This window comes from Gammaproteobacteria bacterium (assembly GCA_034522055.1).
GTDB lineage: Bacteria > Pseudomonadota > Gammaproteobacteria > JAABTG01 > JAABTG01 > JAABTG01.
Genome location: JAXHLS010000002.1, coordinates 1 through 14,637, shown reverse-complemented (window position 1 = coordinate 14,637; position 14,637 = coordinate 1). Strand labels below are relative to the sequence as shown.

Genomic DNA, 14,637 nt, shown 5'->3' with positions numbered 1-14,637 from the left:
TTCACAGGCACTCCAGGCCGTCCAGCACCAGTCCATGGCCGGATTTGCCATCGAGATCCGCCAGTATCCCCACACCACAGCTCGAATGATTGGCCATGGGCACATGCCGCCCGGTTTCGAAGGCCCCGGCCGGTGCCGAAGGGCAATTGTCGGACGCGTTCATCATCATCGTTCCCCGTCTGTCCGGCCCTCGCCGAGGGCGCCGTCGCCGGCTCGGGTGAGGCTGCGCACGATGTCCCACTCCGTCTTGATGCGCGCCATCACCTGCTCCCAGCCTCGCTCCTCGGCGGCGGAGTGCTCCGCCGGCTCCCGCTTGAGCTGCTCGAAGCAGGACAGGGCGGTCTCCGCGGACCGGGGCATTGAGTAGGCCTCGGCCGTGTCCCGCGCCGCCTGGACGAGGGCGGCCGCGGCCTCTTCGTCCCGTGCGGCCAGCCAGGCCAGACCGGCGGCGAAGGCGGCGATATCCTGGTGCGGGATGAGGCGCCCGTTCGTGCCGTCCGCCACCACCTCGCGGGCCCCGGGGGCGTCCAGGGCCACCACCGGCAGGCCGGCCGCCATGGCCTCGATGAGTACCATGCCCTGGGTCTCGCTCCTGGAGGCGAAGGCGAAGACATTCATGGCGGCGAGGGCGTCCGCCAGGTCCTCGCCTTCCAGCACTCCGGCCATGTGCAGGCGGTCCGCCATCTCGGCCCGGGCAAAGGTCCGGCCCATGGCCTCCGCGGCCGGACCCACACCCACCACCAGAAAATGGGCCCGGGGGTGCTCGGTCATGAAGGCCGCCACCGCCGTGGCCAGGAAGGCGAGGTTCTTCTCCTCCGCGAGCCGCCCCAGGTGTCCCACCACGAAGGCGTCGCCGGGGATCCCGGCGCGCTCCCGGAACGCCCGTCCTATGCTATGGGCGAAGCGCTCCACCCGCACCCCGGTGGGCACCACCAGGATGGGCCGGGTGACCCCGCGTTCCAGGAGCAGGTCGCGAATGCTCTCGCTGGGCGCGAAAACCTGGTCGGAGAGGTTGGCGTAATGGGTGGCCAGCTCGATGACGAAGCGTTTCAGCAGCGCGGAATCCCCCGGCACGTAGTGGGTGTACTCCTCGTACAGGGTGTGGTGGGTGAACACGAGGGGCAGCCGCCGGTGACGGGCGATGCGCAGGGCCGTCATGCCGAGCAGGAAGGGGTGCTGGGAGTGGATGATGTGGGGCCTGAAATCATCCAGGGTCTCCTTGAGACCGGCGGGGAAGGGCAGCGCCACGGAGAAGTCACTGGCATTGAAGCGCTGGATGGCGGGAATGCGCACCACGTCGGTCTCGCCCCTCGGGGCGTCCGGGAACTCCGGCGCCACCACCAGCACGCGGTGGCCGCGTTCGCGGTATTCCTCGGCGAAGGCCTGCACCGAGCGTGCGACGCCGCCCACGTGGGGTGTGAAGGTATTGGTGAGGAGCACGATATTCATCGGCCGGGGTTCCTCCCGGGCAGGATCACCTCGTCGCGGCCCGCCTCCACCGCCACGGCTGCAGTGCCCGGCAGGCGGACTTCCAGAGCGGGCTCGCCGTCCCGCCACTCGGCCTGCCAGTGTACCCGCACCTTGTCCGTCGCGGGCAGCACCGTGATGGAGATGGGTCCGTAGGGTGTGGGCGCGGGCCCGAAGGACAGGGGCTCACCGGCCTCCAGCCAGCGGGCCGGGATCCCCGAGCACAGCACCAGGCCCTCGCCCTCCTCGCGCACGAACCAGTGGCGGATCATGAGGATCCATTCCGCGGCCGCCCACACGTGATGGCCGTCGCCCATGCAGCCGCCGCCGGTGCGCGGGTGGATGGCCTCGGGCCACTGGCCGGTGGGGCTGGCCAGGTCGGCCACCGCGTCCACCAGCCGGAGGTAGCGGTCATCGCCGGCCCGCAGCAGCACCTGGGCCACGTGCAGGGTCAGGTAGGCGTTGAGGCCCGAGTGGATCATGTCCTGAAAGAACGCGTCGTCCACGAAGCACTTGTCCAGGAGAAACTCCACGCAATCCAGCAGGCGGGGGTCGTCCGGTGGGCAGGCCTGCAGGGGATAGCCCACGACGAGGGAGCCTATGGCACCGGCATCCAGCCGCCGATAGGGGGAGGCGGGCATGCCCGGGCGGCCCAGGCGGCGGGCCGCTTTGGCCAGGCTGCGGTCCACCGCCCCGGCAAACGCCTGCGCGACCGCCGCGAAGTCGTCGGCAGCGGATCCGTCCTCGCCGTCCAGCAGCCGGTGCGCGGCGCGCAGCCCGGCGATGCCCCAGAAGTCGTCCCAATAATAATAGTCGTTGGGCCCGAAGTGCTCCGCGCTGAAGCCGGCAGGCAGCAGGCCCGCATGGGGTGCGTCCAGATCGTCGCCGGTGCGTTTGCGCACGATCCAGCGGGCGGCCCGCCGGATGGGCCCTTGCCACTCGCCGGAGAGCCGGCGCCCGCTGAGACGCTCGTAACGCTCGAGGATCCACAGCACCTCGCCGTTGGAGTCCCACTCGCCCTCCTGGGAACGGAAGTACCCGAAGGGAGTCTGGCGATCGGGGAAGCGCGCCAGCGCGCGTTCCGCGCGGTCGTGGAGGCCGAGGCACAGGAGGGCATGAATGAGGAAGGCGGCATCACGGAACCAGAAGCGCTTGTAGGTAAAGGGGCCCGGATAAACATCGCCCGGCGAGTGCAGGATCAGGGAGGTCACCGCCCCATCGTAGAGGGCCTGGTAACGGGCCTCGGGACACCGGAGCCGGCACGCCCGGCCGCGCAGCGCCGGCCAGGCGTCCGCCTCCAGCGGCGCCGGTCCCTCGTGCTCCAGGGGGACCGTCACGGTGACCCCGGCGGCGCCAGCGGCCGGTATGGGGAAAAGGGCCGCCGCCGTCACCATGCCCACGTTGCACAGTCCCTCGGTCTCGTCGTCGCGGTCCCACAGATGGATGAGCACGTCACCGGCATGGTAGTCCGCCACGTGGTGGCGCGTCGCGGGCCTGCTGAATCGTACGATGGTGTCGTTATCCACCGTCCACGAGCCGCGGTCATGGGCGAGGGCCACCTTGTGGACGAAGCTGACACCTTCCGTGTTATAGGGGCGCAGGGCGAGCACCAGCCAGCCCGGCCCGCCGGCCGAGCCCTCGAGGGTCATCTCACAGATCGGCTGTCCGTCCTCCAGGCGCACGGTGGCGGTGGTCGTCAGGTCGAGGTCCCCGTCCCGGGTGCGAGTGGTGATGGCGAGCCCCGTGTCAATATGCTGTGCCTGCTCCGCCGCGCGCGCGCGGGAGGGCAGCAGGCGCCGGCCGTCGTCGGCCAGCACCCAGGCATCCAGGGACCAGCCATCGAACAGCGGGGTGAGGAGGCCACGGGGATCCACGGTGGGCAGCTCCTCGCAATCGGGGTGGCCGATGGCCGTCCAGTTGCGGTGGGTGAGATTGATGTGGGAGAGGGAGAAGCCGCGGGGGATGAAGGCCTCGTCCCGCGGATCGAACTGGCGCTCGATCCAGTAGGGCCACACCCAGTCCAGATTGTTCTGAATGACTCGGGTATTGATGAGCCCGCGGGCATGGAACACCGCACCGGCCCGCAGCAGCTCCACCGGCTCGCCCACCTCGGAGGGCTGGGCGAAGCTGCGCAGGCGGGCCATGAGTTCGATGGGATCGAGAAAGCCCTGGTTGCGCGCGGCGCGACTGACGATGTAGCGCCACGGGAGCCATCTCAACAGCTTCACGGTGTCTGCCCCCGCTGGTCGTCCGGTTCCTCCCCGGCATAGCGCGCCAGGGCCCGGCGCGCCAGCTTGTTCAGGTAGATGACGGTGAAGACGGTGACCAGGAACCCCCCGCCGTAAAGGGCCCACTCCAGGGGCGTGCGGCCGATCTCCCGTTCACCCAGCGTGACCACGTCGCCGGCGATGGCGCCGAGATAGACGTTGTTCACGGAGAAGGGGATGAAGCCCACTAGGGAACCCGCCGCGAAGCCGCTGAAGGAGAAGGAAGTGAGCCCGAAGACATAGTTGGAGAGCTTGGCCGGGAAGAAGGGGATGAGGCGGGTCAGCAGCACTACCTTCCAGCCGTGGTGGGACATCTCGTCGTTGAGGACGCTCATCTTGCCGTGGGCGACGATGAACCGCGCGGCGCGCCGGCCGAACAGGTGGCGCGCCAGGAGGAAGGCGATGCAGGCCCCGAGGGTGGTGCCCAGCACCACGTAGGCGGAACCCTCCATTACGCCGAACACGAAGCCGGCGCCGGTCGTGAAGAAGATCCCCGGCAGCAACAGCACCACCACCAAGGCCATCATGAGGATGAAGATGAGCGCCGCCCATGGCCCCTGGTCCTCGGTCCACCGAATGAGCGCCACCAGTTCCTCGTGGACGCCGAAGTACACCAGCACGCCCACGATGGCGGCCACGAAGAGCACGCTCGCCGCGATGGCCCACAGCGGGGACTTGAAGCGACTCCCCGGGGTATGAAAGTGCGTCTCGCCCATAATGGTCGTGCGGCAGGGACCCTTCCCGTGGCTGCCGGCCCCCGCCGTGCATCAGCGGGAGGGGCCTGCGGCCCGGCGAGGGGTTGCCGCTGTGCTCCCTGAGGATTTCCAGAGACATTAGCAATCCCGGTGCCGGGATGCGACCCGCCGGACGGGGCGGCCGCGGGCTCCGGGGTGGGGGATATGAACCCGCCCGGGGCATATGGTCCGCTTAGCCATCCCGCGGCGGGCGGCACACCAGGACCACGCCGACGTCGGTCAACGCGAGTCGGGCCGGGTTCCTCGGCGTTGTCCTGCCGGCCGGACGCGCTCCGGGTAACGCGCCGCGCCGGGCTCAGGCCTATTTTTCCAGTACGTCGAGGCGCTTGCCCGACATGCTCATCTGCGAACCCACCAGGGGCTCTTGTCGCGGATCCCACGCTTGTGCAGGTACTCGTCCACAAGGCACGCGGACTCCAGGGGCGCCGCGGGCACTTGATGGGCATCTCGGCTACATCCGCGATGCCCGCCGTAATCTACGGGCCTGGGAGCGTCGATGGGGGGATTGACGGACCTCAATTGCGCGCCGGGTGGCTTATGTCAGAGTAACGCTTTGGCGGGCCAACGGGTCGAGCGGCATCTGGCCCACCAGCGTTGTCTGGAACCAGACGGGAGAGCACTCCATGACGGATGACACCAGAGATCGGGACCGCGATGGCCCCGCCCCCCTCACCAGCGGACAGGACCTGAGCCGCCGCGCATTCATCAAGTCCTCGGGCATGGGCACCGTGGCCTTCGCCATGAGCCCCGGTGCCTATGCCGCCGGGCAGGCCGGTGCGGAAGAGGGCTCGGAGACCCGTCTCGAGGCGGGCGAGACGGTGCCCATCACCCTCCATATCAACGGCCGCAGCGAGCGCCTGTTGGTGGAACCGCGCTGGAGCCTGCTGTTCGTGCTGCGGGAACGGCTCGGACTCACGGCCGCCAAGATCGGCTGCGAGCGCGGCGAGTGCGGCTCGTGCACCGTGCTGGTGGACGATGTCCCACGCTACGCCTGCATGACCCTGGCGGTGGAGGCCGTGGACCGGCGTATCGAGACCGCGGAAGGGCTCATGGACGGCGAGACCCTGGGACAGGTGCAGGCCAGCTTCGTCAAGGAGGATGGCCTGCAATGCGGCTACTGCACGCCGGGCCAGGTGATGGCCGCCGAGGGGCTGCTGCGCAGGAACCCATCCCCGGGGCGGGAGGAGATCCGCCACGCCATGAGCGGCAACCTGTGCCGTTGTGGCGCCTACGCCCACATCTTCAACGCGGTGGAGGACGCCGCCAAGCACCGCAAGGGGTGATTCATGGCTGAAGAACGCGAGCCCGTCGAGGGCCAGATGGCCTTTCCCCAGGCCCCGGATGAAGGCGGCGAGGGCAAGGCCCCGCCGTGGGGTGATACCGCCCGCGTGGTGGGCGAGCGCCGCCCGCGGGTGGACGGCTACGAGCGCGCCAGCGGCAGCGCCGTTTTTCCCTCTGACCTGGTGCTGCCGGGCATGGTCCATGGCGCTATCCTCGGCTGTCCACATCCCAACGCCCGGGTCAAGTCCGTGGACACCTCCGAGGCCGAGGCGCTGCCCGGGGTCTATGCGGTCATCAGCCGCAACACCCCCGACGCCAATCCCGTCTGGTCCTACGGCGGCGACCACGAGGGCCGGCTGTTCGAGGACCACTGCCGCTTCGAGGGCGAGGCGGTGGCCGCGGTGGCCGCCGACACCCCCTACCATGCCGCCGATGCCCTGCGCGCCATCGCGGTGGAGTACGAGGAATTGCCCTTCGTGTCCCATGCCGAGGCCGCCCTGGAAGAGGGCGCCCCTGCGGTCCACCCGGGCGGCAATACGGTCAAGGAATCCAGTGATGTCCGCGGCGAGGTGGAGCAGGGATTCGACCAGGCCGACGTGGTGCTGGAGCGCACTTACCGGGTGGGCTCGCAGATGCAGTCGCCCCTGGAGCCCCATGGTTGCGTGGCCCGCTGGGAGGGTGACCGCCTCACCCTCTGGGAGTCCACCCAGGGGGTGTTCGCCATCCAGTCCAGAGTAGCCGAGGTACTCGACCTGCCCCTGGCCCAGGTGCGGGTCAGCGGCCATTACCTGGGTGGCGCCTTCGGCTCGAAGCTCAGGCCCGATAAGTACACCATCGCCGCTGCGCTCCTGGCCCGGCGCATCAACCGCCCGGTGAAGCTGTTCGTCAGCCGCGAGCAGGACCTCCTCACCCAGGGCAACCGCCCGCCCACGGTTATGACCCTCAAGGTAGGTGCGAGGCAGGACGGCACCCTCACCGCCATCGATTTCGACGGCATCGGCGCCAGCGGCGCCTATTCCGCCGGTGGCACCTCGCTGCTGGACTACATCGCCAAGGATCTCTACCGCTGCCCCAACGTGCGGACCCGGCTCACCGACGTCTACATCAACGCTCAGCCGGCACGGCCCTTCCGGGCGCCTGGCTATGTGCAGTGCTCCTGGGCCATGGAGCAGATGATGGACGAGCTGGCCCGGGAGCTGGCCATGGACCCGGTGGAACTCAGGCTCAGGAATGTGCCGGACAACGCGCCGGCCAGCGGCAAGCCCTACACCACCGACGGCCTGCGCCGCTGCATCGAGGAGGGGGCCGAGGCCTTCGGCTGGCAGCAGGCCCGCGATGGCGCCGGAGGCTCGGGCACCGGCCACGTCAAGCGCGGCGTGGGCATGGCCGCCGCCAACTGGTACGTCGGTGACGGCGGGCCGCCGGCCACGGTGATCCTGCGGCTCTACGCCGACGGCACCGCCAACCTCAATATGGGTGCCTCCGACATCGGTACCGGCACCAAGACGGTGATGGCCATGGTGGTGGCGGAGGAGTTCGGCATGGAGCCCGATGCCATTCAGATAGAGCACGCCGACACCGCCACCACCCAGTTCGCCACGCCCTCCGGGGGCAGCAAGACCGTGCCCACGGAGGCCCCCACGGTGCGCCGTGCCTGCCTGGCGGTGAAGGACCAGCTGATGGATATGGCCGCCGCCCAGTGGGGTCGGCCGCGGGACGAGGTGGTGTTCGCCGGCGACCATCTGGAGACCGCCGACGGCCTCGAGACCGTGGCCGTCACCGACCTCGACGCCCTCAAGAACCAGAAGGTGGTGGTGGGCATCGGTGAGCGTAAGCCCAACCCCCAGGACGTCAGCATCACGCCCTTCGCGGCCCAGTTCTGCGAGGTGGAGATCAACACCCTGACCGGCGAAGTGAAGCTCGTGCGCATGCTGGGTACCAACGAGAGCGGGCGGGTCATCAACCGCCTTACCTGGGACGGCCAGGTGGTGGGGGGCATTACCATGGGAGTGGGCTTCGCCCAGACGGAGTCACGGGTGCTGGACGGGCCCACCGGCAAGCTGTGCAACAAGAGCTGGCACGACTACAAGCTGCCCACCGCGCTGGACGTGCCGGACGAGGTGGTGTCGGCGCCGGTGATGCTCAACGACGAGCAGGCCAACATCGTGGGGGCCAAGGGCCTCGGCGAGCCGGTTACCATCCCCACCGGTGCGGCCATCGCCAACGCGGTGTACGACGCCGTGGGGCTGCGCATGCTCGACACGCCCATCAACCCCGAGACCCTCGTCGCCCGTATCCATAACCAGGAGGGCCAGCCATGACTGTGCCATTCGCCTACGTGCGGCCGCGTTCCGTGGCCGCTGCCATCTCCAGCGCCGCGGACGAGAGGGCGGCCATCCATGCCGGCGGCACCGATCTGCTGGGCTGCCTGCGGGACGGCGTCTACACCGTGGAAACGGTGGTGAGCCTGGCGGATATCGAGGGCCTCGCCGGGGTGCGGGAGAGGAAGGACGGCGGCCTCGCCATCGGTGCCATGACCACCATCACTGCCCTGGCCGAGGACCCCACCGTGGCCGGGCGCTACCCGGGCCTCGCCCAGGCCGCCGCCGCCGTTGCCAGCCCCCAACTGCGCCATCAGGGCACCGTGGGCGGCAATCTGTGCCAGAAGCCCCGTTGCTGGTACTACCGCGGTGACTTCCCCTGCCTGCGCAAAGGCGGCTACAAGTGTTTCGCCGTGAACGGTGAGAACCAGCACCATGCCATCCTGGGCGGGGCCCCGTGTTTCATCGTCCACCCCTCGGACCTGGCGCCGGCCCTCATGGCCCTGGATGCCGCGGTGATCATCGACGGCCCCGACGGCACCCGCCGCGTGGCGGTGGCCGATCTCCACGTCGCCCCCGCCGACAACCCCACCCGCGAGACGGTGCTGGAGGCCGGCGAGATTATCACCGAGGTGCGCATCCCGGCGCCGCCTGCCGGCCTCTACAACAGCTATCGCAAGATCCGCACCCGGCGCTCCTGGGACTTCGCCATCGCCGGCTGTGCCCTCGCCCTGACCCTGGACGACGACACCGTACGGGAAGCCCGGGTGGTGCTGGCCGCCGCCGCTCCCGTGCCGTGGCGCGCCACGGCGGCCGAGGAGGTGTTGCGTGGCAATCCCCTGGACGACGCCCACATCCGCGACGCCGCCGATGCCGCCATGGCCGACGCCGTCCCCATGACTCACAACGCCTACAAGGTGCCTCTCTTCAAAGGCATGCTCCAGGAAGAACTCGCCAAGGCCCGCCCCCGCTGACCTCGACCTCCGCCGCCCCGCGGCGTGCTGCTACTATCCTCGCCAGTGGTGGCGGCCAGCGCCGCCATCATCGTCGGGCTGACTCCTGCCCATCCTGACGGTGTTCGTGTTGAGCCTTCAGGAGCGCCGGCAGCGGACCTGAGGGCCTGGTGCGGGGGAAATGGCCGCCCGCCGGTGGAAATCCCCCATATAAACCGCCCTCAGCCCCCGTTTGCGCCGTTATTCCCCATGGAACGGTTCTCGCATGGTGTGGCGTGTACTCAAGATACTCAAGGAGTCCATCCATGCGAGTCCGCCGAAGTGAACTGGGGTGCCGCCCAGGTAAACGCGGTGACCCATTACCTGGCACGGGATTTATATGACATCTGACGAGCCCATCGGCACGCTGTTCGCGAACAGCTTGCGCTCCAGGCCCATGGCGATGGGTTGGCAATGGGAAGAATGGATTTGATGCGCGATCCAAGGAGAAAAAAGATGATCAACCTTCATATCAAGCTGGCCGTCAGTGTCTGCAACCCAATCGGCGGGTCGAGATAGACATCGAGGCCACCAGCCTGATCACCACCACGCCCTGAGGACGGTAGCGGGACCGGGCGCCCCGGGAGGGCTCCGGCCCCCATCCTCCGGAGGACCAGTTATGACCATCCGCAACGCACCTGATCAATGGGGCGTCATCCACCAGTTGCCGCACGTGGCCGGGGCCCTGCGTCATAAATTCGTGCTGCAGAACTCCACCCTGCGCCGCATGCTGCCGTTGGTGCCCAGGCGTCGGCAGACTGAGGATCTTCAACATGGGGGATAAGGGCGACGGCGATACAGGGTTTGACGACACCCGGAAGAAGGAGCCCCAGGAGGTGGAATCCGCGGTCGAGGATCCGTGGCTCCTGCCATGGGGCGAGCGTGGCCTGGTGCCGGGGTTCTGGGACTATGTGGCGAGTCATTATGGGGAAGAGGATGCCGTGGAAGCGGCCCACGAGGGCGTCGAACTCACCGAGTATCTGCTGGCCGATGCCCTCGCCATCGGCGCCACGGACATTCACATCGATCCGCGGGACAACGGCACGATGGTACGCCTGCGTCTCGATGGTGTGCTGAAAGACACCGTGCTACTGGACGCGCAGCTGGCCCTGATCCTGGGCAACCAGGTAAAGATCCTGGCCGAGATCAATCCTCTGCCGGCCTTTGGAGCGGCGGACGGGCACTTCTTCATGGTGGTCTCCGAGACCTCCCTCAACGTGCGGGTCACGGTTGCCTCGGTGATGCGCGGCGACAAGCTGAGCATGCGTTTGCTCGTCCAGCCAGAGGAATCCCATGATCTGACGGCCCTCGGCATGCAGGAGGATGACCTCCAACGGGTGGAACGTTGCCGCCGCGGCCGTGCAGGCATCATGGCCGTGGCCGGCCCCATCGGAAGCGGCAAGACCACTACGCTCTATGGCCTGATTCGGGAACTCGACACCGCCACCGGCAATATCGTGACCATCGAAGACCCGGTAGAGACGGAAATCAAAGGCATCAACCAGATGCAGGTGGATGAGAAACAGGGCATGACCTTTCCCGAGGGCCTCAAGGCGATGTTGCGCCTCGATCCCGATTTCCTCGTGCTGGGGGAGATCCGGGAGCCCGAATCGGCCCGGCTGGCGGTGGATGCCGTCATCTCCGGACGTCGCTTGTTGTGTACCCTTCACAGCCGGGATGCCGTGGCAACCGTTACCACCCTGCGCAACTTCGGCCTGTCGTCCCGCGAGATCGCCACTAATCTGGTGTTGGTGATCTCCCAGCGGCTGCTGCGCAGGTTGTGCGGGCAATGCGCCCGCCGCGAGGCCCCGACCCGTGAGGAGCAAGAGTGGTACGAATGGGTGGGCGAAGAACCCCCCGCGGAAGTCAGCCACGCGGTGGGCTGCGAAGAGTGCCACCATAGCGGCTATCGCGGGCGGCAGGGCATCTTCGAGATCTGGGTGCTCAACCGCGAGGACGTGGGGGCTATCATCGATGGCGCCGACGAGCAGGAGCTACGGCGCCGGCTCCTCGGACGTGGCCATCGCTTCCTGCTGACAGAAGGACTCCAACGCATTGCCGACGGCGTGACCACGGTGGATGAGATCGCCAACATGGGAGGTTACGAGCTGGGGATGGAGTCCTAGTCCCCCCCGGCCAATCCCCTGTTCCTCACGAGCCGCCCCCATCCTCTCCGGCGCTGATGGGCAGGAGGGGGCTGGAATCGAGCCGGTGCCGCGTCATGGCACGGTGGTGGGCCGATTCACTCTTTGTCATCTCCCCGCAACAGGAAGCGACGCTCGAATTCCACGGTGAAGGGCTGCTCCATGCCGGGTGGACGCACATGGATGGTGAAATCCAGTTCGTCGCCGTGGTGGATGTCGAAGGTGCCGATGTAGGAGGTCCGGTCATTGATCCGGACGGGATGCATGTCGATGGTGCGTAGCTGGCTGGCCAGGTTGTACGCAGTTACCGAGACGTCCCCCTTCACGGTGTCGCCGGCCTTGCCTTCCTCCGTTGGTTCCAGGATCACGACATTGAGGACGCCCCGTCCTGAGGAGCCGAGATGGTGCTTTTCAACCATCGAGCGGGGCAAAAAACCGGTCACGGCGGTACTCCAGCGTATCGTATATCCATCCACGGTGGCTTCCATATCCGTGAGGCCGGCGGCGATGGCCACCGTGGCCATGGCCAGCCACAGTGCTGGTGCTATGGTCAAAATACGGCGAGCGCGTGTCGGATGCATGGGATTCATGTTCATGGAGATCACTCCTCGGAGTCTGGTATCTGTCTCTTCACGTCCCAAGGCGTGCAATGGGAGTGCCATGGTGGGGCTGCGGCACGGAGATTGCTCCGGATCGGACAGACCGTCGGGCTGTCGCCGTAGCTTTGGATGCGGACACGATGGCGCGGAACCAGAAGGAGGCGAACATGCAAAAGAGAACATCCTCATCACCGGTGCCAACCGGGGTATCGGCCTCGAACTCGTCCGCCAGTACGCCGTCGAAGGCTGGCGGGTGTATGCCACCTGCCGGCGGCCGGAGGCGGCCGCGACGCTGGCCGAGCTGGCCCGGGCCCGTCCCGAGGTCTCCATCCATCGTCTCGATGTGACCCGCAGCGACGACCTGAGGGCCCTCGCCGCCGAGTTGGCGGGGGCGCCCCTCGATGTGCTCTACAACACGGCACCGAGATGTCCTGGTGACGTCCCTGGCGGAAGTGATAAGGAACAATTCTCGTCAAGATGCCAGGGGCGCCAAGAAAAGCAAAAAGCTGTGAGAAATCCGCTTTTATCTTGGCGCGCCTGGCGCCTTGGAGAGCGTTTGTTCTCCGGGCCGCGTGCCGGACCGGGATCATGCGCCAGGGGATGATTCCTCCAGTAACTGCTCCATGCGTTTGTGCAGGGCCTCCACGATGCGCTGGCGGCGGTCATCGCCTTCGCCTTCATCGGCCAGGGTGTAGGCGAGATCCGGGGCCAGGGGCGAGCCGCCGCAGGCCGCCAGGCGCAGCCGCGGCCCGATGCGCCGGTGCAGGGGCCCGAGCAGGCGCCGCCCCAGCTTCAGGCCGAGATGTCTGCGGGCGGCGGTGGTGACGGCCACGGTAGCATCGAACAGGGCGCCGGCCGCGAGCCCGCGTGCCAGGCCAATCACCGCGTCGGCGAGTTCGGGCCACGACCACTCCACCATGTCGTCCTTGCGGAACTCGAGGATCGCCGGGCGGTGACCCTTGTCCCGCAGGCCGTCCACCAGACCCTGCATCGTCTCTGCGGTATCTGCTTTCGAGTCAGTCATGGGTTAGGAGCGTGCTAGCCTTGGATGAGTCGTTCGGCGTCGGCCGAGATCATTCATCAAACAGTCAATTACCGTGCCACCACGGAAGCGGCACGGCACTTGCTGCGATATGGACGCCGATATTCCATAGCCACAGGAGGACATCATGACCAGGAACATGGGAAACACCGACCGCATAATCCGACCCGTCATCGCGGTGGTGCTCGCCGCCCTCATCGTCACCGGGACCGTCAGCGGGGTATGGGCCATCGTCGCTGGCGTGGTGGCCGCGGCCTTTGTCGTCACCAGCGTGGTGGGATTCTGTCCCGGTTACTGGCCCTTCGGGGTGTCCACACGTGGGCGCCACAAGTCCCAGGCGCAGTGAGGACCAGGCGCAGTGAGGAGATGACCCGTGGTGCTGGATAGCCGGGGACTAAAGGCTTGAAGCGATGCGGAGCCCTGTGGCGGGCCCGTCCAGTCTGATTAGGGCTCAGGCGTGAGGCCGGCCACGGCCAGCACTCATCCACTCCTTGGGTATACTTTGGAAGAAGACTGAATCATCGCGTTTAGCGTGGTTTCGAGCTCCACCCACCGGCCCATCGGCCAATCGTTCTTGACTGAGTACGGGATGCCCGCGTGAACCTGTCGGCCTGGCCCCTGGCCGCCGTGGTGGCCCTGTTCCTGGCGGGGGCAGTGGTCATCGCCATCGCCGGTACCCGCATCACCCGGCTCGCCGATCGCCTCGCCGATGTCACGGGCATCGGGGAGGCCATCTTCGGGGCGGTGCTGCTGGGTGGCACCACTTCCCTGCCGGGCATCGTCACCTCGGTGACCACCGCCTGGCAGGGCCATCCGGAGCTGGCGGTGAGCAATGCCGTGGGCGGCATCGCCGCCCAGACTGCGTTCCTCGCCATCGCCGACATCACCTACCGCCGGGCCAATCTGGAGCATGCCGCCGCCTCCCTGGAGAACCTGATGCAGGGCGCCCTGTTGGTGACCCTGCTCACGCTCCCCCTGCTGGCCATGGGCGGGCCCGAGGTGACCCTGCTGGGGATCCACCCGGCGTCGGTGTTGCTACTGGCCGGTTACGCCTTCGGTCTGCGCCTCACCTATCAGACTCGCGCCACGCCCCAGTGGCTGCCCCGGCACACCCGCGAGACCCGTGTCGACACGGGGGCGGAAGGGAAGGGTGAGGATGACCGTGGTGTGGTGCGGTTGTGGCTCGCCTTCGGAGGCCTGGCACTGGCGTTGGTGCTGGCGGGCTACGTGGTGGCCCAGACGGGTCTCGCCCTGGCCGCCCGCACCGGCCTGTCGGAGACGGCGGTGGGCGCCCTGTTCACGGCGGTGGCCACCTCGCTGCCCGAACTCATCACCGTGATGGCGGCGGTACGCCAGGGCGCCCTGACCCTGGCCGTGGGTGACATCATCGGCGGCAACAGCTTCGACGTGCTGTTCCTGGCCTTCTCCGACGCCGCCTATCGCCAGGGCTCCCTGTACTATGCCATGGGGGACATGCAGGTGTTCATCATCGCGGCGAGCCAGGCCATGACGGGGATCCTGCTGCTGGGCCTGTTGCGGCGCGAGAAGAGCGGCATCGCCAACATCGGCTTCGAGAGCTTCCTGGTGCTGGTGTTCTACGGCACCGGCGTGGTCATCCTGCTGGCCGTGTGAGCGGGAGTCGCCTCAGGCCCACAGGGTGAGCCAGGCCGCCGCCAGGCCCACCAGTCCCGCCACGGCGAGGGCCGGTGCCACCCGCAGGCCCAGGGCCCGCCCCGCGATGGCCCCCGCCATGCCCCCCTTGACCAGGC

General features: G+C 67.9%; 14 protein-coding genes. 8 read left to right on the top strand and 6 right to left on the bottom strand.

The annotated features are described in order from the left end of the window. Window position 1: 1 nt before the first annotated feature. Genes U5S82_00255 through U5S82_00240 form a run of 4 tightly spaced genes read right to left on the bottom strand, consistent with a single transcriptional unit; the run spans window position 2 to window position 4,450 of the window. Entirely contained in the window at window positions 2-169 is a 168-nt protein-coding gene (locus tag U5S82_00255) for a hypothetical protein (GenBank protein MDZ7750111.1), read from the bottom strand. Beyond that, on the bottom strand, window positions 166-1,449 hold the full coding sequence (locus U5S82_00250; protein ID MDZ7750110.1) for a glycosyltransferase: 1,284 nt from the start codon (window positions 1,447-1,449) through the stop codon (window positions 166-168). The genes U5S82_00255 and U5S82_00250 overlap by 4 nt, the downstream gene beginning before the upstream one ends. Beyond that, complete coding sequence (locus tag U5S82_00245; protein MDZ7750109.1) at window positions 1,446-3,695, bottom strand: hypothetical protein; 2,250 nt, start codon at window positions 3,693-3,695, stop codon at window positions 1,446-1,448. Before U5S82_00245 ends, U5S82_00250 begins: the two co-directional genes overlap by 4 nt. Then, complete coding sequence (locus tag U5S82_00240) at window positions 3,692-4,450, bottom strand: TVP38/TMEM64 family protein (GenBank protein ID MDZ7750108.1); 759 nt, start codon at window positions 4,448-4,450, stop codon at window positions 3,692-3,694. The genes U5S82_00245 and U5S82_00240 overlap by 4 nt, the downstream gene beginning before the upstream one ends. A 662-nt stretch (window positions 4,451-5,112) precedes the next feature. Here U5S82_00240 and U5S82_00235 point away from each other — a divergent pair. From U5S82_00235 to U5S82_00215, 5 genes are all read left to right on the top strand, one after another. After that, the gene (locus U5S82_00235; GenBank protein ID MDZ7750107.1) at window positions 5,113-5,772 is read left to right on the top strand and encodes a (2Fe-2S)-binding protein; all 660 of its coding nucleotides are present in this window, start codon (window positions 5,113-5,115) and stop codon (window positions 5,770-5,772) included. 3 nt (window positions 5,773-5,775) lie between these two features. Then, window positions 5,776-8,091 (top strand): xanthine dehydrogenase family protein molybdopterin-binding subunit, encoded by a 2,316-nt coding sequence (locus U5S82_00230; GenBank protein ID MDZ7750106.1) that lies wholly within the window; start codon window positions 5,776-5,778, stop codon window positions 8,089-8,091. Beyond that, window positions 8,088-9,065: an FAD binding domain-containing protein gene (locus U5S82_00225; protein MDZ7750105.1), complete on the top strand. Its 978-nt coding sequence runs from the start codon at window positions 8,088-8,090 to the stop codon at window positions 9,063-9,065. Before U5S82_00230 ends, U5S82_00225 begins: the two co-directional genes overlap by 4 nt. A 637-nt stretch (window positions 9,066-9,702) precedes the next feature. Beyond that, window positions 9,703-9,867, top strand: a complete 165-nt coding sequence (locus tag U5S82_00220; GenBank protein ID MDZ7750104.1) for a hypothetical protein — start codon at window positions 9,703-9,705, stop codon at window positions 9,865-9,867. After that, entirely contained in the window at window positions 9,857-11,209 is a 1,353-nt protein-coding gene (locus U5S82_00215) for an ATPase, T2SS/T4P/T4SS family (GenBank protein ID MDZ7750103.1), read from the top strand. The genes U5S82_00220 and U5S82_00215 overlap by 11 nt, the downstream gene beginning before the upstream one ends. A 116-nt stretch (window positions 11,210-11,325) precedes the next feature. Here U5S82_00215 and U5S82_00210 read toward each other — a convergent pair whose 3' ends face one another. Next, on the bottom strand, window positions 11,326-11,823 hold the full coding sequence (locus U5S82_00210; protein ID MDZ7750102.1) for a DUF4426 domain-containing protein: 498 nt from the start codon (window positions 11,821-11,823) through the stop codon (window positions 11,326-11,328). On the opposite strand from U5S82_00210, the gene U5S82_00205 reads away from it, so the two are divergent. Further along, window positions 11,735-12,430: an SDR family NAD(P)-dependent oxidoreductase gene (locus U5S82_00205; protein ID MDZ7750101.1), complete on the top strand. Its 696-nt coding sequence runs from the start codon at window positions 11,735-11,737 to the stop codon at window positions 12,428-12,430. The genes U5S82_00210 and U5S82_00205 overlap by 89 nt on opposite strands. Here the strand turns inward: U5S82_00205 and U5S82_00200 are convergent. Then, complete coding sequence (locus tag U5S82_00200) at window positions 12,413-12,850, bottom strand: hypothetical protein (GenBank protein ID MDZ7750100.1); 438 nt, start codon at window positions 12,848-12,850, stop codon at window positions 12,413-12,415. The genes U5S82_00205 and U5S82_00200 overlap by 18 nt on opposite strands. Before the next feature lie 145 nt (window positions 12,851-12,995). Here U5S82_00200 and U5S82_00195 point away from each other — a divergent pair, with 145 nt between their 5' ends. After that, complete coding sequence (locus U5S82_00195) at window positions 12,996-13,214, top strand: DUF2892 domain-containing protein (GenBank protein MDZ7750099.1); 219 nt, start codon at window positions 12,996-12,998, stop codon at window positions 13,212-13,214. 251 nt (window positions 13,215-13,465) lie between these two features. Next, window positions 13,466-14,500 (top strand): sodium:calcium antiporter, encoded by a 1,035-nt coding sequence (locus U5S82_00190; protein ID MDZ7750098.1) that lies wholly within the window; start codon window positions 13,466-13,468, stop codon window positions 14,498-14,500. The last annotated feature ends 137 nt before the right edge of the window (window positions 14,501-14,637 follow it).